This is a genomic window from Pseudomonas knackmussii B13 (assembly GCF_000689415.1).
Classification (GTDB): Bacteria; Pseudomonadota; Gammaproteobacteria; order Pseudomonadales; family Pseudomonadaceae; genus Pseudomonas; species Pseudomonas knackmussii.
In genome coordinates, this window is the sequence record NZ_HG322950.1 from 3,492,772 (window position 1) to 3,517,543 (window position 24,772).

Below are 24,772 nucleotides of genomic sequence, written 5' to 3' on the forward strand. Positions count from 1 at the left end.
TTCGAGTGAGGGGGCGCAAGGTAAAGCAAAAATGGGGCCCTGGGACAGCCGGGCGGGTGACCGGTCGGTATCGCCCCCCTGTAGGAGCGGCCCATGGCCGCGAATCGCGGGCGTGGCCCGCTCCTACAAGGTAGGCATGGCGCGGTGCGTTTCGCGGATGAGATCCGCTCCTACGGGACCATTGCCCCCCGGTCTTCGCCGATGAAATCCGCAGCTACGCCCCCACCGAAAAAAAACGGGCGGCCTTCCGGCCGCCCAAATAGAGCTTCGGTGGAGTTGCTCGTTGTTGTCAGCGAATCCCGGTGGCGCGCAGGGCGCTCGGGGTGAAGTCGTTGCTCGAGGTGCGCTGGTCGAAGCTGTAGCTGTGCTTCTCCTCGTTGCGCAGGCCCGACACCGTGTAGCGGCCGGAAATCACGTCGTAGTGGGTTTCCGCGGTCAGCCAGGTGAACTGCTGGTCGTAGAAAGGCCGCGCATGGCCTTCGGCGACGCGCCAGAGGCTGCCATGGCCGTCGTAGGCGTCGGCTTCGGCGATCTGCCAGCTGTCTTCGTCGATGTACAGGTCACGCTTGCTGTAGACGTGCCGCTGGCCTTCCTTCAGGGTCGCCACCACGTGCCACACGCGGTGCAGCTCGTAGCGGGTGTAGTCGGGGTTCAGGTGGCCCGGCTTGACGATGTCGGCGTACTTGGCGGTCGGCGAGTCGAGCTTGAAGCTGTTGTAGGGGATGTACAGCTCCTGCTTGCCCACCAGCTTCCAGTCGTAGCGGTCCGGCGCGCCGTTGAACATGTCGAAGTCGTCGTAGGTGCGCATGCCTTCCGCGCCGGGGCTGTCGTAGCCCACTTGCGGGGCGCGGCGCACGCGGCGCTGGCCGGCGTTGTACATCCAGGCCATGCGCGGTTCCTTGACCTGGTTGATGGTCTCCAGCACCAGCATCACGCTACCCGCGCGGCGCGGCGGCGACAGAATTTCCTGGCGGAAGTAGTAGAGGATGTTGTCCATCTTCGCCGGGTCGTAGTCGCTCAGGCCGAAGGGGAAGGCGAAGTCCTCCTTCATGTAGCTGATGGTGTAGTCGCCGTTGGTCTGCGGGTTCATCTGCGCGGTGGTGCGCTCCATCGTCTTGCCGCGGTAGCGGGTGACGTGGTTCCAGATCGCTTCCAGGCCGTTCTGCGGGATCGGGAACGGGATCGACAGCTTGAAGTGCTCCAGGCCGTTGCCGCCTTCGGCGAGGCTGGTCTGGGTAGCGTTCTGCTTGGCCGCCGCGAGGACGTCCGCCGGCAGGCTCACGCTGCGGTGGCTGGGGTAGACCGGGATGCGGTAGGTATCCGGGAAGCGCTTGAACATCGCCAGCTGGCCGGGGGTGAGCCTGGCCTTGTACTGCTCGGCGTTCTGGGCGGTGATGGTGAACAGCGGTTTGTCGCTGGCGTACGGGTCGGGCAGGAAACCGCCCGCGTCGGCCGCGCCGGCGCTGGCGGTCAGGCCGCCGGTCCAGGCCGGGATGCTGCCGTCGGCGTTGCCGGCCTTCTCGGCGCCCACCGGGGTGAGGTCGGCGCCCAGGCGCGCGGCCTGGTCGGCGGGAACGGCGGCCATGACCTGGCCAGCGAGCAGGCCGAGGCTGAGGCAGCCGGCCTGGATCAGGAGCTTGTGCTTCATCGTGGAGTCTCCAGGGGCGTCAGAAGCTGACGCCCACGCTTACGGCGAGGAAATCGCGGTCGGTGTTGGTGTTGTAATCGCCACCGAAGTAGTCGGTGTAAGAGATGCTGGCGTTGTAGCGGCTGAGGTATTCGCCATCCAGGCCGATGCTCACCGCCTTCTCGCCTTCGCTGAAGGTCGGGCCGTAGCCCTGCACGTCCTGGGCGAACGACAGGTTCGGCTTGAGGGTGATGCCGCCGAGCATGTCGTTGTATTCCAGCTGGCCGCGCAGGCGATAACCCCAGGAGTTGGCGGTGTAGAAACCGTCGTCGTTGCACTCGCCCGGGTTGGCGGTGTTGACCACCTTCTGGCACAGCGCGTTGCCCGACAGGCCGAGCAGCGAGGAGCTGCCGGCCGCGGCCAGTTCGCCGTTGCCGTAGACGCTGCTGCGGCCGAAGCGCAGGTCGCTGCCGTCGGTGGAGCCAAGGTCGCTGATGTGGGTGAAGCCCACTTCGCCGACCAGGGTCAGGCGATCGGCGCGCACCACCGGCAGGTTGTCGAAGGTGTTGGTCAGGGTCACCTGCGCTTGGGTCACCGGCATGCGCTTGTAGCCCTGGATCTGCGAGCCGTAGGCCGAGTCGGCCCAGCCGCTGGCGAAGATCGGCAAGCCGGCGTTGACCAGCGAACTGGTCGAGGCCGAGCCGAGGGTCGCGGCGGCGGAAACGTCGGTGCCGTTGATGCCCAGCGGCATGTTCGGGCGGTAGCTGATCTCGCCGGACACCGCGGTGGTGCCGACCGTGGTGGCGAAGCTCAGGCCGTAGAGGCGGATGTCTTCCGGGTAGGTCAGGTAGTAGCGCGCGGTGCTCTTGCCGCCCTGGCCGATGATGCCGCCGACCGGGTCGCTGAACGCGCCCTTGCCGACCAGCCAGTTACTGTAGGGCGTGCGGCTGTGGTAGTTCATCGCGTAGAGGCCGAACTCGGTCTCGTTCAGCGACTCGGCCATCCAGTGCAGGGCCACGCCGTACTGGCCGCCGTCGCGGGCGTCGTCGTCGCCCAGGCGCGGCACGTAGCCGTAGCCGCCCTTCACGCCGGTGCCGTCGACGTTGCGGTCGAAGTCGCTGCCGTTGATTGCCATGCCGGTGTCGCAGCCCTGGGCCGCGATGTCGCTACCGAAGAAGGTGCCGCAGTTGTCGAGGACGGTCTTCTCCCACTTCAGCTGGTAGAAGGCCTCCATCGACAGGTCCTCGGTCAGGCCCTGGTTGAAGTAGAACATCGGCACCGGAATCAGCGCTTCCTTGACCTCGGAGCCGGGACGGCGCAGGGCCGAGACGTCCACCGGGTTGATGCTGTTGATGCCGTTCTGGATGAAGGTGCTCTCGCCCCAGCTCACCACCTGCTTGCCCAGGCGCACGGTGCCCGGCAGTTCGGCGATGCTGTAGTTGTGGTAGGCGAAGGCGTCCAGCAGTTGCGCGCCGGAGGAGCGCGCGGCCTGGTCGCGGCCGTTGTCGTCGATGTCGTAGAGGTGCTGGTGGCCGTCCTTCAGCTCGAAGTCGTACCAGTACTTGCCACGCAGGAACACGCCGCTGTCGCCGTACTTCAGCTCCAGGTCATGCACGCCCTTGAACAGCTTGGAGAAGGGCTCGCCCTTCTTGAAGTTCAGGCGGTTGTCGTCGGAGGTGGCGCTGGAGGCGGTGCCGCCGTTGCGCGAACCGATGAATTTCTTGTCCGGGTTGTCCATCGCCCAGCTGGCGCCGACCGACAGGGTCGAGTCGAAACGCCCTTCGATCTCGCCGATGTTGAAGGTCGCCGCGTGCACGGCCGGTACGCCGCTAACCGCCATGCCCACTGCCATTGCCAAAGTCGAAGGGCGCATTGCTCCGCCGCCGGCTCTTGTTCTTCTCATGTCGTTCTCCGCCTGGAACCTGCTGGTAAGAGGCGGACCCACCGGGCCCGCCGCCCGGCCCGGCGCCACGAAATAGCGCGGCGATCCTGGGGGGCGGTCGCATGGTAAGAGCCGTGTCACATCGCTGACTTCTGAAAAAAACTTATGCCCATAGCCAAATACGAAGCGCGCATGGCTCGATAACCGGCGGCTATCGCGATAAGCAGGATTCAGCGCAGGCGCGGGCGCTTGTTGCCTATAGTGCGGCGCCATCCCACCCGGCCGATGGAGCCCCCATGAAGATCGCACTGACCGGCGACAGCATCCTGCAACGCCGCCTGAACAGCCGCGAGGACGAAACCCTGCGTCCGCTGTTCGACCTGATCCGCGCGGCGGACGTCAGCTTCACCAACCTGGAAGTGCTGCCCAACGATTTCGAGGGCGACCCGGCCCTGGAAAGCGGCGGCTCGCACTTCGGCGCACCCTCGTGGGTCCTCGATGAGCTGGTGCAAGGCGGCTTCGACCTGTTCTCCACCGCCAACAACCACGCGCTGGACTACAGCATCGCCGGCCTGCACGCCATGCACCGCGAGCTGGACAAGCGCGAGTTGCTCTACGCCGGCACCGGACGCAACCTGGAAGAAGCGCGGCGCCCGGTGTACTGCACCCGCCCCCAAGGCACCGTCGCCCTGCTCGCTTGCAGCGCCACATTCGGCAAGGGCCAGGAAGCCAGCGACCAGACCCGCGACATGCCCGGCCGCCCCGGCCTCAACCCGCTGCGCTATGACACCGTGCACGAGGTGAACCCGACGCAGATGGCCCAGGTCCGCGAGCTGATCGCCAGCCTCGGCCTCGACCGCCTGTACCAGGGCGCCGTCGACCTGGGCTTCGCCCACCCGCTGCCGCATCCGTCGCTGGCGGTGTTCGGCCCCTTCACCCCGCTGCTGTTCCGCGAGGGCCAGCAGACCCGCGTGCGCACCGCGCCACGCAAGAAGGACGTCGACGACATCCTGCGCTGGGTCGAGGAAGCACGGGTGATGTCCGACGTCGTGGTACTGAGCATCCACGCCCACGAACTGGGCTTCAACGCCGAGGGCGACTGGGACCTGGAAGCCCCGGCGGAATTCCTCCAGCCGGTGGCGCGGCGGATGATCGAGGCCGGCGTCGACATCGTCGTCTGCCACGGCCCGCACCTGCTGCGCGGCATGGAGATGTACAACGGCAAGCCGATCTTCTACAGCCTGGGCAACTTCATCGGCCAGAACGAGCTGGTCGAGCGCCTGCCGATCGACAGCTACGAGCAATTCCGCGTCGAGCGCAACCAGACCCCGTCGAAGGTGTTCCAGCAGCGCACCCAGAACGACACCCGCAGCTTCCCCTCGGACGCGCGCTTCTGGGAGTCGCTGGTGCCGGTCTGCCGGTTCGACGGCAACCGCCTGGCGAGCATCGAACTGCACCCGGTGAGCCTCGGCCTCGGCGAGTCGATCCATCGCCGTGGCCGTCCGCGCCTGGCGCAGGGCGAGCACGCGCAGCAGATCCTGCAACGCTTCGCCAAGCTCAGCGCGCCCTACGGCACCGAGCTGCAGTTGGACGGCGACATCGCCCGCATCGCGCTCTGAGCCGGCGGTCCGGACTCGGACCGCCAACAGCCCTTCCGTCAGCAAACCACAAACGCGCCAGCCAGTGGCTAGAGTGGATTGGACTTCCTCTCCTGCCAGGTGCCGCCGCCATGTCGCTCGCGCTCTACGGTCATCCGTTTTCCTCATACACGCAGAAGGTCCTGATCGCGCTCTACGAGAACGCCACGCCGTTCGAGTTCCGTTGCGTCGGGCCCGACTGGCCACAGCACACCGCCGACTGGCTGAACCTGTGGCCGTTGCGCAAGTTCCCGGTGCTGCTCGACGGCACGCGCAGCCTCGCCGAGAGCAGCATCATCATCGAGTACCTGCAGCTCATGCATGGCGGCGCGGTGCGGCTGTTGCCGGACGATCCGCAAGCAGCGCTGGAGGTGCGCTTCCTCGATCGCTTCTTCGACCTGCATGTGATGAGCCCGGTGCAGCATGCCGTCGGCGGCGCGATGAGCGGCGATGAAACCAAGCGCCGGGAGGCCATGGAGAACGCCGTGGAAAAGCTGAGCCTCGCCTACGCCTGGCTCGAAGACGAACTCGCCGGCCGCGCCTGGGCGACCGGCGACACCTTCACCCTCGCCGATTGCGCGGCGGCGCCGGCGCTGTTCTACGCCGACTGGACGCACCCGATCGACGACGGCTACCACACCCTGCGCGCCTACCGCGCCCGACTGCTAAAACGCCCGTCGTTCGCCCGCGCGGTCGATGAGGCCCGCCCCTATCGCCCGCTGTTCCCGCTCGGCGCACCCGACCGCGATTGAACCCGGCCCGCGGCAGGATATGCCGGCGCGAATGACGCAAAGGTGCAACCCGATGGATTTGCACCTTTGGCGAAGAGCAACTTTGCTTGACGTGGATCAAATGGCGCCCGGCTGCCGGCGCTAGTGTCGTGGTACTCATTGGGCGGAATTGACCGATGTCCTGGTTCCGGAACCATCAACGCGCATTGCTCCGCATGGCCCTGATGCTGTGGGTGCTGGCGTTCGCGGTTGCGGTCAGCCATGGCTGCCTGTCCTACCTGGCGCACGATCCTCTGGTCGCCCATCCCGAGGCATCGGCCAGCGCGCATGATCGCTCGCACCAGCTGCATGCCAGCGGTTGCCTGCAGTTCTGCGAGGACGGCGCGTCGGCGCTGAAGCTGTCGCCCGGTCAGCTTTCCTTCGACCAGGTCCTCTGGGCTCTGCTGATCACCCTCCCCGTCCTCCTTCTCCCCGCCGCCAGCCGGCCACGCTTCGCCGCCCGCGCCATCCACCTGCCCGGACCGCCACGCCCGCCGGCACGCCTGAGTTTCGTCCGCTTCAACGATTGACCCGCCTTCCGTGCGCCCGTCCTGCGGACGCACTGCCTCGCCTCGCCTGCCCTGCATGGCGCGGCCACGTTTCGCCTCATTCGTCCCGACACCTGGAGTTCACCATGAACATGACCCTGAAATCGCTTGTCGCCGCCCTGCTGATCAGCAGCCCGCTCATAGCCGTCGCCACCGACGAAAAGACCCCCGAGCAGCCCCCGGCGAAAACCCAGAGCAAGCCTGCCCCGGCACCGGCGCAGGAAGCGGCCATCGCCGAGCACATGAAGAAGATGCAGGCGATCCACGACAAGATCGCCGCCGCCAAGACCCCGGAGGAACGCCAGGCAGCCATGCGCGAAGGAATGCTGGCGATGAAGGAAGGCATGGGCATGATGCAGAACGGCTGCGCCGGCAAGGGCATGGGCCCGCACATGCGGATGATGGACTCGAAGATGATGGGAATGATGATGCAGATGATGGATCAGCAGGCCGGCATGATGGGGCCGCAGACAGGCATGCAAGGCATGCCCATGCAGGGTATGCCCATGCAGACGCCGGCCGAGAAACCCGCGCAGTGATCCTTCGGCGTGGCCTGGTGGGCGCAGGCTCCACCGGGTCGCGTCGGGGTGTCCCGCTTCCACCGCCGGAGAATGGCCATGAACGGTTTACCCCCCGCCAATCGGCAACCTTCCTTCTGGCGCAGCAAGCCCGGGATCGCCATGGGCATGTTGCTTGTCATCGGGATCTTCTACCTGGCCCGCGAGCACTACGGCCATATATCCCTGCTGCTGCCATACGCGATCCTGCTGCTGTGCCCGCTCATGCACCTGTTCGGTCATCACCACGGCGGCCATGGCCATCATGGCCGGACAGGCACCACTCCCAAGGACGATGAAAGAGGCTGAGTCATGCACGGACACCAGCATGCGCATCCGACGCCCCGCGGCGAGCCCCTGGCGGCCGAAGCGGACGTCACCTGGTACACCTGCCCGATGCACCCCGAGGTGCGCCAGCCGGGTCCGGGCAACTGCCCCAAGTGCGGCATGACCCTGGAACCGGTGCTGCCGGAGCTGGAGCAGGAAGAGAATCCCGAGCTGAAGGACTTCTCCCGGCGGTTCTGGTGGACCCTCCCGCTGACCGTCGTCGTCACCCTGCTGGCCATGGGCGGCCATGCCCTGTCCCTGTTCCACGGCGCCACGCAGAACTGGATCGAACTGCTGATCGCCAGCCCCGTCGTCCTCTGGGCGGGATGGCCGTTCTACGTGCGCGCGGTGCGCTCGGTGATCCAGCGCAGCCCGAACATGTGGACGCTGATCGGCCTCGGCACATCCGCCGCCTACCTCTATAGCATCGCGGCCACCCTGGCGCCGTCGGCCTTCCCGATGACCTTCATGATGGAAGGCCGCATCGGCGTCTACTTCGAGGCCGCCGCCGTCATCATCTCGCTCACCCTGCTGGGCCAGATGCTCGAACTCAAGGCGCGCTCGCAGACCTCCGCGGCGATCCGCTCCCTGCTTGGCCTGGCGCCGCGGACGGCGCGGCGGATCAACGCCGACGACAGCGAAGAGGACATCCCGCTGAGCCATGTCCACCCCGGCGACCGGCTGCGCGTCCGCCCCGGCGAGAAGGTCCCGGTGGACGGCCTGGTCGTGCAGGGCGAGAGCGCCGTCGACGAATCGATGCTGACCGGCGAGCCCATCCCGGTGCTCAAGCGCGCCGGAGGCACGTTGATCGGCGCCACCCTGAACACCCACGGCAGCCTGGTGATGCAGGCGCAGAAGGTCGGCTCGGCGACCGTCCTTGCGCAGATCGTGCAGATGGTCGTGCAGGCGCAACGCTCGAAGGCGCCGATGCAGCGCCTGGCCGACGTGATCGCCGGCTACTTCGTGCTGGTGGTCATCGCCATCGCGGTCCTCACCCTGATCGGCTGGGGACTGTGGGGGCCACAACCGGGCTGGGTGTTCGGCCTGATCAACGCGGTGGCGGTGCTGATCATCGCCTGTCCCTGCGCGCTGGGCCTGGCCACGCCCATGTCGGTGATGGTGGCCAGCGGCAAGGCCGCCGGCAGCGGCGTGCTGTTCCGCGACGCGGCGGCGATCGAGAACCTGCGCCGGATCGACACCCTGATCGTCGACAAGACCGGCACCCTCACCGAGGGGCGCCCGGCCTTCCAGGGGCTCGAAGCGGCCGCCGGCTTCGACGCCGACGAGGTGCTGCGGCTGGCCGCCAGCCTAGACCAGGGCAGCGAGCATCCGCTGGCCCACGCCATCGTCGAGCAGGCTCGGGCGAAGGGGCTGGCATTGAGTGCCGCGCAGGAATTCGAGAGCGCCTCGGGCATCGGCGTGCGCGGCCGGGTCGATGGGCATCGCCTGCTGCTGGGCAACACCGCCTTGCTCGCCGATGCCGGGGTGTCCTGCGAGGCGCTGCTGCCGCGCGCCGAGCAGCTGCGCAGCGAAGGCGCGAGCATCATGTACCTGGCGGTGGACGGCCGCGCGGCCGGCCTGCTGGCAGTGGCCGACCCGATCAAGCCGACCTCCCGGCAGGCCGTGGAGCGTCTGCAGGCGGCCGGGGTGCGGGTCATCATGGCCACCGGCGACGGGCCGACGACGGCACGTGCCGTAGCCCGCCAGCTGGGCATCGAGGAAGTGCACGGCGAGGTCAGGCCGCAGGACAAGGAGCGCCTGGTGGCCGACCTGCAGGGCGCCGGACGCCTCGTGGCGATGGCCGGCGACGGCATCAACGACGCACCCGCCCTGGCCCGCGCGGATGTCGGCATCGCCATGGGCACCGGCACCGACGTGGCGATGAACAGCGCCCAGGTGACCCTGGTCAAGGGCGACCTGCTCGGCATTCTGCGCGCCCGCAGCCTGTCCATGGCGACCGTGCGCAACATGCACCAGAACCTGACGTTCGCCTTCGCCTACAACGCCATGGGCATTCCGCTGGCGGCCGGGCTGTTCTACCCGCTGACCGGGCATCTGCTGTCGCCAATGGTGGCGGCGCTGGCCATGAGCGTGAGTTCGGCATCGGTCGTCTTCAACGCCCTGCGCCTGCGCAACGCCTCGCTCGATGGCCAGGCTCGGCAGGCTTGACCTTGCCACGGTGGCAAGGTCGAGGATGGTTTCAGGCCAGGACGGATCGAGTCGCCGTCCCTGGCACAAAGCGTTTTTCCATTGAGGAGTCACCGCGATGAAAAGCACCGATCTGCAAGTTGAAGGAATGACCTGCGCTTCCTGCGTCCGTCATGTGAATGCCGCGCTGGCGCCGATCGCCGGGGTTGCCGATGTTTCGGTGGACCTCGCGGCGGGCCGCGTAAAAGTCAGCGGTGACGCCGACGTCGCGGCGCTGCTGGCCGCCCTGCAGGAAGCCGGTTACCCGGCCACGCTCGCGGCCGCCGCCCAGGCCCCGGAAGCCACCAAGCCGCGCGGCGGCTGCGGCAGTTCCTGCGGCTGCCACTGAGCGAGGAGAAGCATCATGCGCAAGGCACTTCGTCTGACCGCCCTCGCCGGCCTGTTCATGGCGTCCTTCGCCCAGGCCGCCACCCCCATCGACGTCTACCGCGATCCCAACTGCGGTTGCTGCAAGAGCTGGATCAAGTACCTCGAGGCCAACGGCTTCAGCGTGAACGACCACGTCGAGCCGAACATGAGCGCGCTCAAGCAGCGCCTCGGCGTGGCGCCACGGCTGCCGCCCTGCCACACCGCCGTGATCGGCGGGAAGTTCGTCGAGGGGCATGTTCCGGTGGCGCAGATCCGCGAACTGGAGAAGCATCCGGAGCTCCGTGGCATCGCGGTTCCGGGCATGCCGGCCGGCTCGCCCGGCATGGAAATGGGCCAGGCCGCGCAGGCCTACCAGGTCATCGGGCTGACCCAGGACGGCACGGACGAGGTACTGGCCAGCTATCCGGCGTCGTCCACCCAGTGAGCGCGGCCCTCGGACAGCGATGCGCCCTCCCCGGCCATCGCGTCCGCGGGGCTGGCTGACACGAATGTAATCCACACTTCAGCCAGGCGTCAGGCGCAGGCTTCTAGGGTAGTCGGCAATTCGCCGGGGCCTTCGTCGCACAGACGCAGGCCCGGCCACGAACACGATCAAGCGGGAGGGACACCACGACATGCAAGGCGGAACGTCGAGACGCACATTCGTCAAAGGGCTGGCCGCGACCGGCCTGCTCGGGGGCCTGGGCCTGTGGCGCTCGCCAGTCTGGGCGGCCGATGCCGCTGGCCAGGCGAGCGTGCTCAGCGGCAATGCATTCGACCTGTTCATCGGCCAGACGCCGGTGAACCTGACCGGCAAGGCGCGCAGCGCGACCACCATCAACGGCTCGCTGCCGGGCCCCACCTTGCGCTGGCGCGAGGGCGACACCGTGACGATCCGCGTGCGCAACCGCCTGGCCGAGGACACCTCGATCCACTGGCACGGCATCCTGCTGCCGACCGACATGGACGGCGTGCCCGGCCTGAGCTTCGCCGGCATCGCCCCGGGCGGTGTCTACGAATACCGTTTCAAGGTCCGCCAGCACGGCACCTACTGGTATCACAGCCATTCGGGCGCCCAGGAGCAGGTCGGCGTCTACGGCGCGCTGGTCATCGAGCCGAAGGAGCCCGAGCCCTTCACCTGCGACCGCGACTACGTCGTCATGCTCAGCGACTGGTCCGACGAAGACCCCGCGCGGGTCCTGGCCAAGCTGAAGAAAGACTCCGGCTACTACAACTTCCACAAGCGCACGGTCGGTGACTTCATCGATGACGTCGGTGCCAACGGCTGGGCCGCGACCCTGGCCGACAGGAAAATGTGGGCCGAGATGAAGATGAGCCCCACGGACCTGGCCGACGTCAGCGGCTACACGTACACCTACCTGGTCAACGGCCATGCGCCGGACGCGAACTGGACCGGCGTGTTCCGCCCGGGCGAGAAGGTCCGCCTGCGCTTCATCAACGCCTCCGCGATGACCTACTTCGACGTGCGCATTCCGGGGCTGAAGATGACCGTGGTCGCCGCCGACGGCCAGCCGGTGCACCCGGTCGGCGTCGATGAATTCCGCATCGCCGTGGCGGAGACCTACGACGTGATCGTCGAGCCCGCCACGCAGCAGGCATACACCATCTTCGCCCAATCCATGGACCGCACCGGCTATGCGCGCGGCACCCTCGCCGTGCAGGCCGGGCTGGCTGCGCCGGTGCCGCCGCTCGACCCGCGCCCGAAGATCGGCATGGACGACATGGGCATGGGTGGGATGGACCACGGCGACATGGCCGGCATGGACATGTCGGCCATGGATCACGGCGGCATGCAAGCGCATCCGGCGTCGGAGAACGGCAACCCGCTGGTCGACATGCAGACCATGAGCCCCACGCCGAAACTGAACGATCCGGGCCTCGGCCTGCGCGACAACGGCCGCCGCATCCTGACCTACGCCGACCTGCGCAGCACCTTCGAGGACCCCGACGGCCGCGAGCCCTCGCGCAACATCGAGCTGCACCTCACGGGGCACATGGAGAAGTTCTCCTGGTCGTTCGACGGCATCCCCTTCGCCGACGCCAAGCCCCTGCTGCTGACCTACGGCGAGCGCGTGCGCATCACCCTGGTGAACGACACCATGATGACCCACCCCATCCACCTGCACGGCATGTGGAGCGACCTGGAGGACGAGGACGGCAACTTCCTGGTGCGCAAGCACACCATCGACATGCCGCCGGGCTCGCGCCGCAGCTACCGGGTGACGGCCGATGCCCTGGGCCGTTGGGCCTACCACTGCCACCTGATGTACCACATGGAATTGGGCATGTTCCGCGAAGTGCGGGTGCAGGAGTAGAGGATGCGTATGGACCTTCGACAGACCCGCAAGAACTGCCTGGCCGGCCTGTTGCTGCTCGGCATCGCCGGCGCCAGCCACGCCGAATCGATGGACGACGACAGCGACATGCAGGGCATGCAACCCGCCGCGCCCACGCAGAGCCGCACACCGATTCCGCCCGTCACCGACGCCGACCGCGCGGCCGTGTATCGCGGCGAGATGAACCATCACATGGGCGCGCCGCTCAACTCGCTGTTGGTCATCGACCAGCTCGAGTGGCAGGACGCCAACGCCGGCAGCGCGCTGAACTGGGAGGCGCATGGCTGGATCGGCGGCGACATCGACCGCCTGTGGCTGCGCTCGGAAGGCGAGCGGCTCAACGGAATGACCGAGAAGGCCGAACTGCAGGCGCTCTGGGGGCACGCCATCGGCCCCTGGTGGGATGTGGTCGGCGGCGTGCGCCAGGACTTCAAGCCCGGCTCACCGCAGACCTGGGCGGCCCTGGGCATCCAGGGGCTGGCGCTGTACGACTTCGAGACCGAGGCCACCGCCTACCTCGGCGAGGGCGGCCAGAGCGCCCTGCGCCTGAAGGGCGACTACGACATCCTGCTGACCAACCGGCTGATCCTCCAGCCGACCGCGGAAGTGAATCTCTATGGCCGCAACGACCCGCAGCGCGGCGATGGCTCGGGCCTGGCCGACAGCGAGATCGGCCTGCGCCTGCGCTACGAGATCGTCCGCGAATTCGCGCCCTATGTCGGCGTGACCTGGAACCACCTGTACGGCAAGACCGCGGACTATGCCCGCGAGGAAGGCGCCGATCGCAGCGACACGCGCCTCGTGGTCGGCGTGCGCATGTGGTTCTGACCCCATTCCCCACCCCACAGGCGCCCAGGCGCCAGGAGAAAGCCATGCATATCATCCGTAATACTGCCCTCGCCCTGGGGCTGCTACTGAGCGCAGCCGCCCAGGCCGAGCAGAAGCTGGTCGCGTCCTCGCCTGCCGATGGCAGCACGGTCGAGGCACCGGCGAAAGTCGAGCTGCGCTTCGGCGAGAAACTCGACCCGCAGCACTCCGCCGCGAAGATCGTCATGACCGAGATGGCCGGCATGTCCCACGCCTCGCCCATGCCGGTGAAGGCACGAGTCTCGGCCGGTGCCGAGCCGACCGTCATGCTGATCACCCCCGCCTCGGCGCTCACCAGCGGTACCTATCGCGTGGACTGGCGCGCTGGCGAGGCCAAGGGCTCGACGACCTTCAAGGTGAAATAAGCGCCGACTAGAAGCGGGCGAAGCGCTGCCGATACTGCGCCGGGGTGAGCGCGGTCAATCCCTTGAACATCCGCCGCATGTTCGAGTCGCTGCTGAAGCCCAACTCCGCGCTGATCGTATTGACGGGCGTGGAGGTCAGCGTGAGGCGCTCGCCGACCTGGTTCAGCTTGATGCGGCGCGCGTAGGCGGCGAGCGGGATGCCGGTCTCGCTCCTGACCTTGCGCGCCAGGGTGCGCTCGGCCAGGCCGAGCGCGGTGGCCAGGGTCGGCGCCGTCAGCTGCTCGGCGGGCAGCCGCTCCACCAGAGCATGCAAGCGCCGCAACAGCGCGCTGGGCTGCTCGATCAGGCTCATGGCCTGGAAGGCGTCATGCGCCTGCGCCGGACGCGGCAGCACCATCAGCCGTGTGAGGTCATGCAACACGGCCGGGCTGACGACACGCTCGATCAACTGCTGGGCGATCGGCAGATAGCCGTTGACGCCACTGGCGCTCGCGCCTCGTTCATCGAAGATGCAGCTCTGCTCGCTTTGCCAGCACACCTTGGGGAAGCGCCTGAGCACGCTGTCTGCCAACCACCAGGTGACGGTCGCGGCGCGGCCATCGAGGCGGCCGCTGGCGGCGACCAGGCACACGCCGACGCAGTAGCTCCACAAGCGGCAACGCTTGCCCAGGCGCGCCAATGCCGTCACCAGCTCGGCATTGGCCAGCAAGGTCGCCTCGACCTGCTCCGCCGACTCCGCCCAGAAGCCGGGCACCAGCAGCGCGTCGAACGCACCCTCGGCAAAGCCCGCCTGCGCCTGCAAGCGTACGCCGTGCGCGCACTCGACGACGCCGGGCCGCAGCGCCACGAAGTGCAGCTCGAACAGCGCCGCACCGGCACGCCGGTTAGCGGCATGCAGCAAATCGGCAAAAGCCAGCAGCCCAGCGGGCATGCAGCCGGGGAACAGCAGGAGACCGATACGAAGGGTTTTGGGCATTGGCTGAAAATGAATTGATTATGTCCAGGCTCGCCATTATGGACGCGGATGCGCAACGGCACCATGAGGCCACACTGCCAAGGAGGCTTCGTGATGAAGATTCAGCAACTGCGCAACGCAACCATCGTCGTCGAACATGGGCCGTACCGCGTCTTGGTCGACCCCATGCTGGCAGCCAAGGGCGCGCTGCCGCCGCTGCGGTTGTTCAAGGCGCGCCAGCGCAACCCGCTGGTCGAGCTGCCGGAATCGGCGGCGCAGGCCCTGGACAGCGTCACCCACTGCCTGATCACCCACTGCCAGAAAGGCCACTTCGACCACCTGGACCGCGCCGGCACGCGCTGGCTGCGCGAGCGCCAGGTGCCGGTCATCTGCACCCCGCACGATGCGGCCTTCCTCGCCGAACGCGGGCTGAACGTGCAGCCGCTGCCGGCCAATCACGCGGCGCCAAGCCCTTTCCTCGGCGGGCGGATTCACACGGTCCGCTGCACCCATGGCGAAGGCCTGGTCGGCAAGCTGATGGAACATGGCGTCGGCTACCTGATCGAGTGGCCGGGCGAACCCAGCCTGTACCTGGCCGGCGACACCCTGCTGACGCCGACGGTGCGCGACTTCGTGCAGCGTCACCAGCCGCAGGTAAGCGTGATACCGGCCGGCGGCGCGCGCTTCGATATCGGCGACGACATCATCATGGGCATCGACGACGTCCTCGCCTTCGCGCAGATGAGCCACGGCCAGGTCATCGCCAACCATCTCGAAGCCATCAGCCATTGTCCGGTCGGCCGCGCGGAACTCGCCGCCGCGGCGCAAGCGGCCGGAGTGGCGCAGCGGCTCTCGATTCCCGCGGATGGGCAAACGCTGGCGCTGCACGGCCAAGCCGTTGCAGCCCTTTGAAAGGCAAAACGGGGCGGACGCTTGCGCGTCCGCCCCGTTTCAGTTGCCGCAGGCGGCCCGTCAGGCGCCCAGTTTCGGCGTGCGCGGCGGGATCATGCGCTTGCTGCCGGTGGCCTCGAAGGCCGCGGCGAAGGTCAGCAGCGCCGAGTCGTCGTAAGCGCGACCGGCGAAGGTCAGGCCTACCGGCATGCCGATGTCGGCCATCACACCCATCGGCACGGTGACGGTCGGCACGCCCAGGTGACGGATCGCCAGGTTGCCGTTGGCGACCCAGATGCCGTTGCTCCAGGCGATGTCGGCGGACTCCGGGTTGACGTCGGCGTCGGCCGGGCCGACGTCGGCGACGGTCGGGAACAGCACCGCGTCGAGCTTCAGGCCGTCCATCCAGTCTTCCAGGTCGAGCTTGCGGGTCTTCTCCAGGCCACGCAGGCCGTCGGGCAGGGTCTCGATCTGGTCCCAGGTCTTCAGGCCGCGCTTGGCCATGTTCACGTACTCGTCCATGCCCGCGCAGAGGTCGTCCTCGCGGTTCGGCAGGGTGCCCGGGTCGTGCGGGAAGATCTTCGGACCGTCGACGTCGGCCAGCTTGTTCAGCTTCGGATCGCCGTTGGCGCGCAGGAAGTCGTCGAAGCCCCAGCCCGAGAGCTCCCACAGCTCGTCATGGAGGAATTCCTTGGAGACGATGCCGCGGTTGTACACCGTGGGCGCGCCGGGACGGTCGCCCTCGCAGTTGGAAACCAGCGGGAAGTCCACTTCGATCACTTCGGCGCCGGCCGCTTCCAGGGCCTTGCGGGCTTCTTCCCAGAGGGCGATGACCGAGGCGCGGGTGTTGATGCGCTGGCCGGTCGGGCCGCCGATGCCGGGCTTCTCGCTGGTGCCGGCCAGTTCGTCCTTGTTGATGTACATGCGCGGCACGCCCAGGCGCTTGCCTTTCAGGGCTTCGGGGCCGGCGGCGAGGTCGAGGTAGGAGGCCGGGCGCACTTCGCTCACCGGAGGGATCGGCACCCAGGGCTGCAGGCGCCAGAGATCGCCGCGCTTCTCGGTGTCTTCGGCGACGACCACGTCCAGCACTTCGAGCAGGTCGGCCATGGTGCGCGCGTAGGGCACCACCACGTCCATGGTCGGGGTGAGCGGCCAGTTGCCGCGCACCGAGATCACGCCGCGCGACGGGGTGTAGGCGCACAGGCCGTTGTTCGAGGCCGGGCCGCGGCCGCTCGACCAGGTTTCCTCGGCCAGGCCGAAGGCGGAGAAGCTGGCCGCGGTGGCGGTGCCGGCACCGTTGGAGGAGCCCGAGGCGAAGGGCGCGGTCAGGTACTTCTCGTTGTACGGGCTTTCGGCGCGGCCGTAGACGCCACGCTGCATACCGCCGTTGGCCATGGGCGGCATGTTGGTCTTGCCCAGGCAGATGGCGCCGGCGGCGCGCAGGCGCTCGATGGTGAAGGCGTCGCGGTAGGCGACCAGGTCCTTGAAAGCCGGGCTGCCGGAGGCGGCGGTCAGCCCCTTGACCAAGTAGCTGTCCTTGGCCGTGTAGGGGATGCCGTCCAGCGGGCCGAGGGTTTCACCGCGGGCGCGACGGGCATCGGAAGCCTCGGCTTCCTTCAGTGCGTCGGGGTTGCGGACCACCACCGCATTGAGCTTGGTGGGCGTCTCCGGGCCGTCGTAGGCATCTATCCGGGCGAAATAGGCCTTGACCAGCTCGACCGCAGTGGTGCGGCCGGTCTCGAGCGCGTCGCGCAGCTCGGCGATGGAAACCTCAGTTACTTCGATCATGCTGTCACCGCTTTTTGTTCGTTTCTGATGCAGTTGTTGTAGTCGACAATCCCGGTTGCCTGCCCGGCTCCCTGGGCACCGGTGTCGTCTTTTAGTTCGTGGCGGGCCCGCATTCCCTGCCGCTTGGCCGTGCGCAAGGCAGTTGCGCCTGTTACTGGCACCCGCGTCGCTTCTGCACAGAATTTCGAACGCGAGCCAACGCCGGGCGCAGGAGTGTATCAAGTTGCCAGCCCTTGTCAGCTGGTGGCGACAGGGTACCTCAGTCGAAGCCATCTGTAGAAAATTTCTTACACCTTATGGAAAATGGCGTGTATGAATTTTCCGTGAGCCGCTGGCCACCCCGCGCATGCCCACCAGTGCCTGGCCGGGATGCGAGGCTGAACACAGCCGGCGCCCGGATTCTGGACAGCGCGCCCGCGATCTCCGTAGATTGCCGCCAGTTGTGCCCCACCCGCCGGACCGACTTCGTGCCTGATCACCGCTTTTTCCCGCCTTCTTCGCCTGTTGCCCACCGCGCAGCTATCGTCCTGCTCGGAGGCACACGGCGATGAGTGAGAAACTTCCGCGCTACGAAGGCGACTTCCTGGCCTGGACCGGCGGCGGCCTGTTCATCGGCTGCGGCGGCGGCCAGGTAGCGCCCCATGCGCACTATGCGATCCAGCTCGTGGTCGGGGCCCCTTCCGGACTCAAGGTCCAGGAGGGTTCGCGCGGGGCCTGGAAGGCCTGCGCCGGCGCACTGGTGCCGTCGCGCGCGGTGCACAGCATCGATGTCAGCGACTGCGAATGGAATGCCGTGCTGTTCATCGAGCCGGAAACCCCGCAGGGGCGCACCCTGGCGGCCCGCCTGAACGGGCAGATCGAAAGGCTCGAGGGAGAGGAACTGGCGATTCGGGTCGATAGCCTGGGCCACGCCTGGCGTGAGTGCCGAAACAGCAAGACCGTGCAGCAAGCCGCGCAGGCCCTGGTCGACTGGCTGTCCGGCACCCTGCCCCACCTTCCCTCCGATCCACGCGTCCTGCAGGCGATCGAGCACATCCGCGGGCGCGCCGGGGAGCCGGCGAGTCTGGAGGAAGTCGCCGGCGTGGTGCACCTGTCGCCCAGCCGCTTCCGTCATCTCTTCGTCGAGCAGACCGGCATGCCGCTGCGGACGTACCAGCTGTGGCGGAGGCTACTGCTCGCCTGGGAGTTCCTCATGCAGGGCGCCAGTGTGGCGAGTGCCGCCCATGCCGCCGGCTTCGCCGATGCCGCGCACCTCACGCGGACCTGCCGCAGCATGTTCGGCCTGGCGCCCTCGGCGATGCGCATGGCCGGCCCGCTGAGCGACAGGCTCCGCGAGCCGCCGGCGGCTCAGGGCTGAACGACCGGGCCGGTCAGCGAACCGAGAAAGGCCACCAGGTCGTCGATCTCTTCCGGTGCCAGTCGAATGGGCGCGCGCTGGGCGTCGCCTTGACCCGCTCGGGCCAGCTCGCTCCGCCCCAGTGCTGCCGCAGGGGCCTCCACGTAATGCCGGATCACCTCGGCCAGGCTCCGCAATTGCCCGGCGTGCATGTACGGGGCGCGGGCAGCGACGTTGCGCAGGCTCGGCGTGCGGAAAGCGCCAAGTTGGCGCGGATCGGCCGAGACGAGGAAGCTCAGCTCCCCGCACTGATCGGGCCGGGCGTCGCTGAAGGCGCCGAGGCAGTTGAACGGGTCATCGAGCAGCAGGCCAACGGCGGCGGCGCGGCCCGGGTCCGGGTGCTGCGGGTCCAGAGGCGGCACGCCAGTGTTGTGGAAGGCCTGGTCGGAAAGCATGGGGCCGTTGTGGCAGGTGCTGCACTGACCCTTGCCGAGGAACAGCCGCAAGCCCCGGACCTCTTTCGCGGCGAGCGCCGACTGGCCCGCCGCATCCCCGGCCAGGGTCGCGCGGATGTATCGGTCGAAGCGTGCCGGGCCGTATTGCACGCGGCTCTCGTAGGCGGCGATGGCCTTGCCCAGGTTGGCGAAGACACGGTCGACCTGATCCCGCGTCTCCTTCGGCATTGCCCACCAGGCGGCCTGCTCGGACGGCGAACCCAGCGGCGAAGCCGCCGCGGGCAGCGCGTTCAGCGCCGGCAGCGGGCCGAACAGCGCCGCATAGCGGGTGGCATATCGCGCCCGGACGAGGCCCACCAGCCGCACGCGGTTGGTGCCCTGCTCCAGCGGGTTCTCCAGCGGCCCCAGGGCCTGGGACCAGAGGCTGTCCTTGCGCCCATCCCAGAACAGGAAGGGCGCGCCCATCGCCCCCATCACCGGCTGGGTGCGGCGGCTTCCACTGCCCAGCCCCTGCCCCTGGGGCCGGCCATCCTCGAACTGCGCGGATGGCGAATGGCAGCTGGCGCAGGCGATCTGCCCGTTTCGGCTCAGTTGCGGGTCCCTGAACAGGTCACGACCGAGGCTCACTGCCTCGGCGCGTCCCTCGAAGGCATTGGAGGGATCGGCCGAACGCGGTTCGGCCCGGCTCAGCTGCATCGACGCCAGCACCTCCCGCTCGGCCGTCGACCAGGCGTCACGCAGCACTGCCGGCGCCGTCGTCGGCTCGGCAATGGCGAGGGGTATCTCGATCAGCATGCAGGCGACCGCGAGCGTGGCTTTGAGGCGGAGCTTCATGGTCACTGCCCCGAGTCAGAGCCGACGACGAGGTTGAAGGTCACGTGGTCGGCGCCGGGCGCCGCGCGGATGCCGAGCTTCAGCTCCCACCAGCCGGTCATGCTGAACTTCATGCCTTCGAGCAGGTAGGTGCCGGCCTCCAGCTCGCGGGTCACCCGCGGCTGCGTCGGATAACCGTGCCCGTGTTGCGGCATGCCGCCACCGACCAGGAACTGGGCATTGGAGACCGGCTGGCCGCCGGCCGTGAACAGGCGGACCTTCCAGCTGTGCAACTGGTTGATGCCGGCAGCGGGCGAAGGGGCGACGACGGACACTCGATAGAGGCCGCCGTCGCTGGGCTTGTCGCGGGACAGGTCGAGGTCCGTCGGTGGCGTGCTGCAGGCGGCCAGCAAGGCGAGAGCGACGGGAAGGATGGCGAGAGGCGAGCGAAGCATTCGCTCGACAACGATGGACATGGCGAACTCCAGGGGTGTGTATCTGCCCGCCGATTATTCGCACCTGCTCGGGTGCGGGATTGAACGAAAAGGCCAGGGGTACAGCCCTTTCGTTCAAGTACGCCGTCATCCAACCGCCGATGGCAGGCCTTCATCTGGGACGGCGTCGCCGCCGACGGCGCTCGACGGAGAGAGCGGCCGGCCTTTTCCTTGCGGCGAGTTGATGCACCTCAATAGCGCAACGACAGCCTTCTGAAATGCTGGACTCAGCTACCAAGCGAGGAGAGCGTCATGAAGGCAAACGTTGGCAAGGTCGATCGAGTGTTGCGGATCGTCGTGGGCGTGCTGCTGATCCTGCTCAGCCTGTCCGGGGTGATCGGCTGGTGGGGCTGGATCGGCGTGATCCCGCTGCTGACTGGCATCGTCCGTATCTGCCCGGCGTATTCGCTGCTGGGCTTCGACACATGCAAGCGCACCTGAGCGCTGCGCGTCCAAGGGGGGAAACATGAGCCTCAAGACCATCCAGGTGGAAGGCGCCATGGGGGCGGGCTTCGCCGTCGAGGTGAACTGCGGGTCGCACCGGCTGGTCATGGACCAACCGGTTGCCGCCTTTGGTCAGGATGCGGGCCCTACTCCGCTGCTGGTGCTGCTCGGCGCGCTGGCCGGGTGCTTCGGTACCATCGGCCGTTTCCTGGCTCATCAGCGCAAGATCGAACTACGCGGCATGCGCTTCGCCATTGAAGCGGACTACGACCCGGCCGGATTGCTTGGGCGGGATACTGCGGTTCGGGCGGGCTTCGAGGAAATACGCCTGCGCGTCGAGATCGACGCGGACCTCGGTCCGGAGGAGAAACGGGCCTTCCTGCAGGAAGTGGAGCGCCGCTGCCCACTGGCCGACAACCTGCTGCATGGCACCCGTCTGGTGAGTGAGCTGGCGACAGAGGCCGGCTAGACACCCGCCGGCAGCTTGGAGCGCATTGCCTCGCTCCGATCGAACACCTCGCCGTCCGCCACGAAGGTGCCGTCACCCACGGCGTGCAGCCTCCGCTGTTCCGGGCGCGCGTCATCGACATAGGCGGCCACGCCTTCGAGCACCACGATGTTGTGCGCTTCGACGATGTCCACTACGCGGCATTCGATGTTGGCCAGGCACTCGCCGACGAGGGGCGCGCGAACATGCCTGGCCGGAACGGCGGTGAGTCCGAAGCGGGCGAACTTGTCGGTGTCGGCACCCGAGCAGGTGCCGATGCCGACCAGGGTGTCGAGCAGGTCCGCGCCGGGAATGGCGATGACGCACTCGCGGGTGCTTTCCAGCGCCGTGTAGGAGAAATTCCAAGGTCCGGTGGTGAAGGCAAATCGCGGAGTGAAGTCGACCACCAGGGTCCAGGACAGGGTCATGAGGTTAGGCCGCTCGCCGTCGTAGGTGCTGACCAGCACCACCGGGCCGGGTTCGAGCAAGGTAAAGGCCTTGCCGATCTTCATCCGCTTCACGGTCCCCTCCTTCGCCTGCGCGAGTTGGCGTTCGCAGTGTCAGCGCAGGAAGCCTAGCAGCGGGTTCGCCGCCGCAGGCCCCCAGGCGGAATCCACCGCGAATGTGGCGCAATCTGCGCCTGCCGACGCGCGGCCAAGGCGATACCTTAGGAGCCCGTTCCCACCCTGTATCGAGGATCGCGCATGTCCATCGCCGAACTGCTCAAGCAACGCACCTCCATCCGCGCCTTCACCGACCAGCCGGTGGACGCCGCCACCGTCCGCGCACTACTGGACGACGCGCGCTGGGCGCCTTCGGGCGGCAACCTGCAGCCCTGGAAGGTGCTCGCGGGGGCGGGGGGGGGGGGGCAGGCGGTGCAGCGCCTGGCGGTGGAGACGCTGCTGAGGAATCCGGGCGGCGAGGCCGGTGAATACCCGATCTATCCGGCGAACCTGGGCGAGCCCTATCGCTCGCGGCGCTTCAAGGTCGGCGAGGACCTCTACGCGCTGCTCGGCATTCCCCGTGAGGACAAGCCCGGTCGGATGCGCCAGTTGGCGCGCAATTACCAGTTCTTCGGCGCGCCCGTGGGGCTGTTCTTCGTCATCGACCGGCAGATGGGCCACGGCCAGTGGGCGCACCTGGGCATGTTCATGCAGTCCGTCGCCCTGCTCGCCGAGGAGCGCGGGCTGTCGACCTGCATGCAGGAGGCCTGGGGCATGCTGCGCCAGAGCCTGCACCGGCATTTCGAGCTGGCCGAGCATGAGCTGCTGTATTGCGGCATGGCGCTGGGCTATGCCGACCGCTCGGCAGCGATCAACCAGCTGCGCTCCGAGCGCGCGCCGCTGGAGGAGTTCGCCCAACTGCGCGGCTTCGATTGAGCCCGCCGTTACGGCAACAGGGCTGTCACGAAAAAATAATGGCCAATTAGTGGCACCGCTCTATACTCAAGTTCAGGCCGACGGAACGGCCGCCCCTCGAAGTGGCAGTCCGAAAGGCCCCGCGCAGTCCAGCGGGGCCTTTTGTTTGGTGCGCCCTCTGCGGGCGAATTGGCTCCTTCACTCAGGGTCGAAATGGATCTTGGCGAAGGACCACTGCCGGTCGATGATGCCGCTTTCCCCCTGCACTGGATGACCGGATGTACCTGCCAGAACACTTCAGCGAAAGCGACCCCGCGGCGCTGCACCGCCTGATCGAAAGCCATCCGCTGGGCATCCTGGTGACCCGCCAGGACGATCTGCTCGACGCCAACCACCTGCCCTTCGAACTCGACGCCGAGGCCGGCCTGCTGCGCTGCCACGTGGCGCGCGCCAATCCGGTCTGGCGCGAAGCCGATGGCAGCGAGGTGCTGGTGATCTTCCGTGGCGCCGAGGCCTACATCTCGCCGACCTGGTATCCCAGCAAGCATGAGCACCACCGCCACGTACCGACCTGGAACTACCAGGTCGTGCATGTGCGCGGACGCCTGCGGGTGATCGACGAGGAACGCTTCGTACGCGGCCTCGTCGGGCGCCTGACGCGCACCCACGAAGCCGGCGAGGAAAAGCCGTGGAAGATGGCCGATGCGCCGCGCGAGTACATCGAGCAGATGATCGCCGCCATCGTCGGCATCGAGATCGACATCAGCGAGATGACCGGCAAGTTCAAGGTCGGCCAGAACCGCGAAGCGCGCGACCGCCTGGGGGCGGCGGCCGAACTGCAGGCACGCGGCGCCGAGGAGCTGGGCAAGGCCATGCAAGGCGCCGGCAAGGCCGAGTGACCCCGTTACCTCGGCCAGGTCATTCACGAACCCGCCATCGAGCGTCGCGTCGGCGCGGGCCCTGACGGTCATTGCGGCGCGGTTAGGCCGCTCACTTCTTCCAGGCGCAATAGCAGCCGGTGGCCAGGGCGCTCGGCGCCTTCACCGGGCGACCGGCGACCAGCGCCTCGAGCACCGGCTCGATGAAGCTGTTCGCCGAGGTGCAGGTCGCGCCTTCGCTGTACGGGCCGAAATAGGCCAGGTGGCCGTCGCGGTCCCAGATCGCCACCGCCGGGCTCGCCTCGATCGGCGGTGGCCCCGGCATGTCGAGCTCCTTCAGGTCCCACAGGGCGTCCTGCAGATGGCCCTTGGTGCCCGGCTTGCGGAAGGCATAGAAGGTCACGCCCTGCGGCCCGAAGCGCTTGAGCAGCGCGGTCAGGTGCGCCTGGTTGGCGACGTTGCACGGGCACTCCGGGTCCCAGAAGTGCACGACGCGGATCGGCCCGGGCCCGGCCAGGTCCTTCGGCAACTGCAGCGCCTGGCCGTCGAAGAAGCGGGTGGTGTTGGGGTACGGCCGCAGGTACTGCCCGCTGAAGGACCAGAAAGCGGCGGCGAGGATGCCCAGCCAGGCCACGACGAGCACGACGGCCAGGACGACTTTGCGATTGACTTGCATGGCGAACACGGAAAACGAGGGGCCGCTAGCTTGCCACGGATCGGCGAAAGGGCAAGCCTCGGCCGCCGTTCTGCTGCCCTACCGCTCGTCCAGAACCCTTCGAGAAGTCACTTGCATGATGCAAGTGACCGGGTTAGATTACAGTCATCATCCTAAAACCGGATGCGTCTTTCCCCAGGTGCAACCGGTTTTCTGTGGACCTATTGAATGTCGACCTTAATACAAAGCAGGTGACAGCCATGAAGCGAGCCTCCTTCGAACACATGCCCTGCCCCGCCGCCCAGGCCATGGAGCTGATCGGCGATGGCTGGAACCTGCTGATCCTGCGCGAAGCCTTCTACGGCGCCAGCCGCTTCGACCAGTTCGCCGCGCACCTGGGCATCGCCAGCAACACCCTGAGCAACCGCCTGAAGACCCTGGTCGACAACGGCCTGTTCGAGCGTCGCCTGTACAGCACCCGACCCGCCCGCCACGAATACCTGCTGACCGCCAAGGGCCGCGACTTGCGCCCGGTGATCCTGACCCTGATGCAGTGGGGCCGGCGCCACGGCGCACAGGCTGGCCGTCGGGTGCAACTGATCGACACGCGCAACGGCGCGCCGGTCGAAATCGCCCTGGTCGACGCCCGCAGCGGCGAGCCCATAGGCCCGCACCACCAGATCCGCCGCGGCGCCGACGCCGTTGCCCTCCCCGCCACCGCCTGA

General features: G+C 67.7%; 26 protein-coding genes. 18 read left to right on the forward strand and 8 right to left on the reverse strand.

Features of this window, described 5'->3' with window-relative positions; all coding sequences use genetic code 11:
• Positions 1-289 precede the first annotated feature (289 nt).
• Both PKB_RS16290 and PKB_RS16295 read right to left on the reverse strand, forming a co-directional pair.
• The gene (locus tag PKB_RS16290) at positions 290-1,648 is read right to left on the reverse strand and encodes a DUF1329 domain-containing protein (protein WP_043253165.1); all 1,359 of its coding nucleotides are present in this window, start codon (positions 1,646-1,648) and stop codon (positions 290-292) included.
• 19 nt (positions 1,649-1,667) lie between these two features.
• Complete coding sequence (locus PKB_RS16295; RefSeq protein ID WP_043253166.1) at positions 1,668-3,530, reverse strand: DUF1302 domain-containing protein; 1,863 nt, start codon at positions 3,528-3,530, stop codon at positions 1,668-1,670.
• 275 nt (positions 3,531-3,805) lie between these two features.
• Here PKB_RS16295 and PKB_RS16300 point away from each other — a divergent pair, with 275 nt between their 5' ends.
• From PKB_RS16300 to PKB_RS16350, 11 genes are all read left to right on the forward strand, one after another.
• The gene (locus tag PKB_RS16300) at positions 3,806-5,128 is read left to right on the forward strand and encodes a CapA family protein (protein WP_043253167.1); all 1,323 of its coding nucleotides are present in this window, start codon (positions 3,806-3,808) and stop codon (positions 5,126-5,128) included.
• Positions 5,129-5,238: 110 nt separating this feature from the next.
• Positions 5,239-5,898: a glutathione S-transferase family protein gene (locus PKB_RS16305; protein ID WP_043253169.1), complete on the forward strand. Its 660-nt coding sequence runs from the start codon at positions 5,239-5,241 to the stop codon at positions 5,896-5,898.
• A gap of 155 nt (positions 5,899-6,053) precedes the next feature.
• Entirely contained in the window at positions 6,054-6,446 is a 393-nt protein-coding gene (locus PKB_RS16310; RefSeq protein WP_043253170.1) for a hypothetical protein, read from the forward strand.
• Positions 6,447-6,550: 104 nt separating this feature from the next.
• Entirely contained in the window at positions 6,551-7,003 is a 453-nt protein-coding gene (locus tag PKB_RS16315; RefSeq protein WP_043253171.1) for a hypothetical protein, read from the forward strand.
• A 78-nt stretch (positions 7,004-7,081) separates the two neighbouring features.
• Entirely contained in the window at positions 7,082-7,330 is a 249-nt protein-coding gene (locus tag PKB_RS16320) for a DUF2933 domain-containing protein (protein ID WP_043253173.1), read from the forward strand.
• A gap of 3 nt (positions 7,331-7,333) precedes the next feature.
• Positions 7,334-9,517: a copper-transporting P-type ATPase gene (locus PKB_RS16325; RefSeq protein WP_422613514.1), complete on the forward strand. Its 2,184-nt coding sequence runs from the start codon at positions 7,334-7,336 to the stop codon at positions 9,515-9,517.
• A 97-nt stretch (positions 9,518-9,614) separates the two neighbouring features.
• Complete coding sequence (locus PKB_RS16330) at positions 9,615-9,884, forward strand: heavy-metal-associated domain-containing protein (RefSeq protein ID WP_043253174.1); 270 nt, start codon at positions 9,615-9,617, stop codon at positions 9,882-9,884.
• Between the two features lie 15 nt (positions 9,885-9,899).
• The gene (locus PKB_RS16335; protein WP_156958040.1) at positions 9,900-10,349 is read left to right on the forward strand and encodes a DUF411 domain-containing protein; all 450 of its coding nucleotides are present in this window, start codon (positions 9,900-9,902) and stop codon (positions 10,347-10,349) included.
• Between the two features lie 190 nt (positions 10,350-10,539).
• Positions 10,540-12,240, forward strand: a complete 1,701-nt coding sequence (locus PKB_RS16340) for a copper resistance system multicopper oxidase (protein WP_043253177.1) — start codon at positions 10,540-10,542, stop codon at positions 12,238-12,240.
• 9 nt (positions 12,241-12,249) lie between these two features.
• Positions 12,250-13,089 carry a copper resistance protein B gene (locus PKB_RS16345; protein ID WP_043253179.1) on the forward strand — a complete coding sequence of 280 codons (840 nt, stop codon included), beginning with the start codon at positions 12,250-12,252 and terminating at the stop codon, positions 13,087-13,089.
• A 44-nt stretch (positions 13,090-13,133) separates the two neighbouring features.
• Positions 13,134-13,493 carry a copper resistance protein CopC gene (locus PKB_RS16350; RefSeq protein ID WP_043253180.1) on the forward strand — a complete coding sequence of 120 codons (360 nt, stop codon included), beginning with the start codon at positions 13,134-13,136 and terminating at the stop codon, positions 13,491-13,493.
• Positions 13,494-13,500: 7 nt separating this feature from the next.
• Here the strand turns inward: PKB_RS16350 and PKB_RS16355 are convergent, their stop codons facing one another.
• Positions 13,501-14,469 carry a GlxA family transcriptional regulator gene (locus tag PKB_RS16355; protein WP_043253181.1) on the reverse strand — a complete coding sequence of 323 codons (969 nt, stop codon included), beginning with the start codon at positions 14,467-14,469 and terminating at the stop codon, positions 13,501-13,503.
• 93 nt (positions 14,470-14,562) lie between these two features.
• Here PKB_RS16355 and PKB_RS16360 point away from each other — a divergent pair, with 93 nt between their 5' ends.
• A complete protein-coding gene (locus tag PKB_RS16360; protein WP_043253182.1) occupies positions 14,563-15,360 on the forward strand; it encodes an MBL fold metallo-hydrolase in 798 nt (265 codons plus the stop codon).
• Positions 15,361-15,420: 60 nt separating this feature from the next.
• Here the strand turns inward: PKB_RS16360 and PKB_RS16365 are convergent, their stop codons facing one another.
• Positions 15,421-17,127, reverse strand: a complete 1,707-nt coding sequence (locus PKB_RS16365; protein ID WP_043253183.1) for an amidase — start codon at positions 17,125-17,127, stop codon at positions 15,421-15,423.
• 547 nt (positions 17,128-17,674) lie between these two features.
• Between PKB_RS16365 and PKB_RS16370 the strand changes: the two genes are divergently transcribed.
• Positions 17,675-18,484 carry a helix-turn-helix domain-containing protein gene (locus PKB_RS16370; protein ID WP_043253184.1) on the forward strand — a complete coding sequence of 270 codons (810 nt, stop codon included), beginning with the start codon at positions 17,675-17,677 and terminating at the stop codon, positions 18,482-18,484.
• On the opposite strand, the gene PKB_RS16375 is transcribed toward PKB_RS16370, so the two are convergent.
• Entirely contained in the window at positions 18,475-19,713 is a 1,239-nt protein-coding gene (locus tag PKB_RS16375) for a cytochrome-c peroxidase (protein WP_197539225.1), read from the reverse strand. The genes PKB_RS16370 and PKB_RS16375 overlap by 10 nt on opposite strands.
• 41 nt (positions 19,714-19,754) lie before the next feature.
• Positions 19,755-20,207 carry a FixH family protein gene (locus PKB_RS16380; RefSeq protein WP_197539226.1) on the reverse strand — a complete coding sequence of 151 codons (453 nt, stop codon included), beginning with the start codon at positions 20,205-20,207 and terminating at the stop codon, positions 19,755-19,757.
• 270 nt (positions 20,208-20,477) lie between these two features.
• On the opposite strand from PKB_RS16380, the gene PKB_RS16385 reads away from it, so the two are divergent.
• On the forward strand, positions 20,478-20,666 hold the full coding sequence (locus tag PKB_RS16385) for a YgaP family membrane protein (RefSeq protein WP_043253186.1): 189 nt from the start codon (positions 20,478-20,480) through the stop codon (positions 20,664-20,666).
• 25 nt (positions 20,667-20,691) lie between these two features.
• Complete coding sequence (locus PKB_RS16390) at positions 20,692-21,138, forward strand: OsmC family protein (protein WP_043253187.1); 447 nt, start codon at positions 20,692-20,694, stop codon at positions 21,136-21,138.
• On the opposite strand, the gene PKB_RS16395 is transcribed toward PKB_RS16390, so the two are convergent.
• Positions 21,135-21,668: a flavin reductase family protein gene (locus PKB_RS16395; protein WP_197539281.1), complete on the reverse strand. Its 534-nt coding sequence runs from the start codon at positions 21,666-21,668 to the stop codon at positions 21,135-21,137. The two genes, PKB_RS16390 and PKB_RS16395, sit on opposite strands and share 4 nt — an antisense overlap.
• Positions 21,669-21,860: 192 nt before the next feature.
• Between PKB_RS16395 and PKB_RS16400 the strand changes: the two genes are divergently transcribed.
• A complete protein-coding gene (locus PKB_RS16400) occupies positions 21,861-22,535 on the forward strand; it encodes a nitroreductase (RefSeq protein WP_043253189.1) in 675 nt (224 codons plus the stop codon).
• 257 nt (positions 22,536-22,792) lie between these two features.
• Complete coding sequence (locus tag PKB_RS16405; RefSeq protein ID WP_043253190.1) at positions 22,793-23,413, forward strand: FMN-binding negative transcriptional regulator; 621 nt, start codon at positions 22,793-22,795, stop codon at positions 23,411-23,413.
• A gap of 91 nt (positions 23,414-23,504) precedes the next feature.
• Here PKB_RS16405 and PKB_RS16410 read toward each other — a convergent pair whose 3' ends face one another.
• A complete protein-coding gene (locus tag PKB_RS16410) occupies positions 23,505-24,068 on the reverse strand; it encodes a DUF6436 domain-containing protein (RefSeq protein ID WP_043253191.1) in 564 nt (187 codons plus the stop codon).
• A gap of 239 nt (positions 24,069-24,307) precedes the next feature.
• On the opposite strand from PKB_RS16410, the gene PKB_RS16415 reads away from it, so the two are divergent.
• Complete coding sequence (locus tag PKB_RS16415; RefSeq protein WP_043253192.1) at positions 24,308-24,772, forward strand: winged helix-turn-helix transcriptional regulator; 465 nt, start codon at positions 24,308-24,310, stop codon at positions 24,770-24,772.

What these genes read in the sequence shown, in the direction of transcription:
- PKB_RS16405 (WP_043253190.1), top strand. Translation starts at nt 22,793, where the DNA reads ATGTACCTGCCAGAACACTTCAGCGAAAGCGACCCCGCGGCGCTGCAC.
- PKB_RS16295 (WP_043253166.1), bottom strand. Translation starts at nt 3,530, where the DNA reads ATGAGAAGAACAAGAGCCGGCGGCGGAGCAATGCGCCCTTCGACTTTG.
- PKB_RS16335 (WP_156958040.1), top strand. Translation starts at nt 9,900, where the DNA reads ATGCGCAAGGCACTTCGTCTGACCGCCCTCGCCGGCCTGTTCATGGCG.
- PKB_RS16410 (WP_043253191.1), bottom strand. Translation starts at nt 24,068, where the DNA reads ATGCAAGTCAATCGCAAAGTCGTCCTGGCCGTCGTGCTCGTCGTGGCC.
- PKB_RS16315 (WP_043253171.1), top strand. Translation starts at nt 6,551, where the DNA reads ATGAACATGACCCTGAAATCGCTTGTCGCCGCCCTGCTGATCAGCAGC.
- PKB_RS16340 (WP_043253177.1), top strand. Translation starts at nt 10,540, where the DNA reads ATGCAAGGCGGAACGTCGAGACGCACATTCGTCAAAGGGCTGGCCGCG.
- PKB_RS16325 (WP_422613514.1), top strand. Translation starts at nt 7,334, where the DNA reads ATGCACGGACACCAGCATGCGCATCCGACGCCCCGCGGCGAGCCCCTG.
- PKB_RS16300 (WP_043253167.1), top strand. Translation starts at nt 3,806, where the DNA reads ATGAAGATCGCACTGACCGGCGACAGCATCCTGCAACGCCGCCTGAAC.
- PKB_RS16415 (WP_043253192.1), top strand. Translation starts at nt 24,308, where the DNA reads ATGAAGCGAGCCTCCTTCGAACACATGCCCTGCCCCGCCGCCCAGGCC.
- PKB_RS16370 (WP_043253184.1), top strand. Translation starts at nt 17,675, where the DNA reads ATGAGTGAGAAACTTCCGCGCTACGAAGGCGACTTCCTGGCCTGGACC.
- PKB_RS16310 (WP_043253170.1), top strand. Translation starts at nt 6,054, where the DNA reads ATGTCCTGGTTCCGGAACCATCAACGCGCATTGCTCCGCATGGCCCTG.
- PKB_RS16380 (WP_197539226.1), bottom strand. Translation starts at nt 20,207, where the DNA reads ATGTCCATCGTTGTCGAGCGAATGCTTCGCTCGCCTCTCGCCATCCTT.
- PKB_RS16365 (WP_043253183.1), bottom strand. Translation starts at nt 17,127, where the DNA reads ATGATCGAAGTAACTGAGGTTTCCATCGCCGAGCTGCGCGACGCGCTC.
- PKB_RS16400 (WP_043253189.1), top strand. Translation starts at nt 21,861, where the DNA reads ATGTCCATCGCCGAACTGCTCAAGCAACGCACCTCCATCCGCGCCTTC.
- PKB_RS16355 (WP_043253181.1), bottom strand. Translation starts at nt 14,469, where the DNA reads ATGCCCAAAACCCTTCGTATCGGTCTCCTGCTGTTCCCCGGCTGCATG.
- PKB_RS16330 (WP_043253174.1), top strand. Translation starts at nt 9,615, where the DNA reads ATGAAAAGCACCGATCTGCAAGTTGAAGGAATGACCTGCGCTTCCTGC.
- PKB_RS16350 (WP_043253180.1), top strand. Translation starts at nt 13,134, where the DNA reads ATGCATATCATCCGTAATACTGCCCTCGCCCTGGGGCTGCTACTGAGC.
- PKB_RS16290 (WP_043253165.1), bottom strand. Translation starts at nt 1,648, where the DNA reads ATGAAGCACAAGCTCCTGATCCAGGCCGGCTGCCTCAGCCTCGGCCTG.
- PKB_RS16305 (WP_043253169.1), top strand. Translation starts at nt 5,239, where the DNA reads ATGTCGCTCGCGCTCTACGGTCATCCGTTTTCCTCATACACGCAGAAG.
- PKB_RS16345 (WP_043253179.1), top strand. Translation starts at nt 12,250, where the DNA reads ATGGACCTTCGACAGACCCGCAAGAACTGCCTGGCCGGCCTGTTGCTG.
- PKB_RS16360 (WP_043253182.1), top strand. Translation starts at nt 14,563, where the DNA reads ATGAAGATTCAGCAACTGCGCAACGCAACCATCGTCGTCGAACATGGG.
- PKB_RS16375 (WP_197539225.1), bottom strand. Translation starts at nt 19,713, where the DNA reads ATGCTGATCGAGATACCCCTCGCCATTGCCGAGCCGACGACGGCGCCG.
- PKB_RS16385 (WP_043253186.1), top strand. Translation starts at nt 20,478, where the DNA reads ATGAAGGCAAACGTTGGCAAGGTCGATCGAGTGTTGCGGATCGTCGTG.
- PKB_RS16395 (WP_197539281.1), bottom strand. Translation starts at nt 21,668, where the DNA reads ATGAAGATCGGCAAGGCCTTTACCTTGCTCGAACCCGGCCCGGTGGTG.
- PKB_RS16390 (WP_043253187.1), top strand. Translation starts at nt 20,692, where the DNA reads ATGAGCCTCAAGACCATCCAGGTGGAAGGCGCCATGGGGGCGGGCTTC.
- PKB_RS16320 (WP_043253173.1), top strand. Translation starts at nt 7,082, where the DNA reads ATGAACGGTTTACCCCCCGCCAATCGGCAACCTTCCTTCTGGCGCAGC.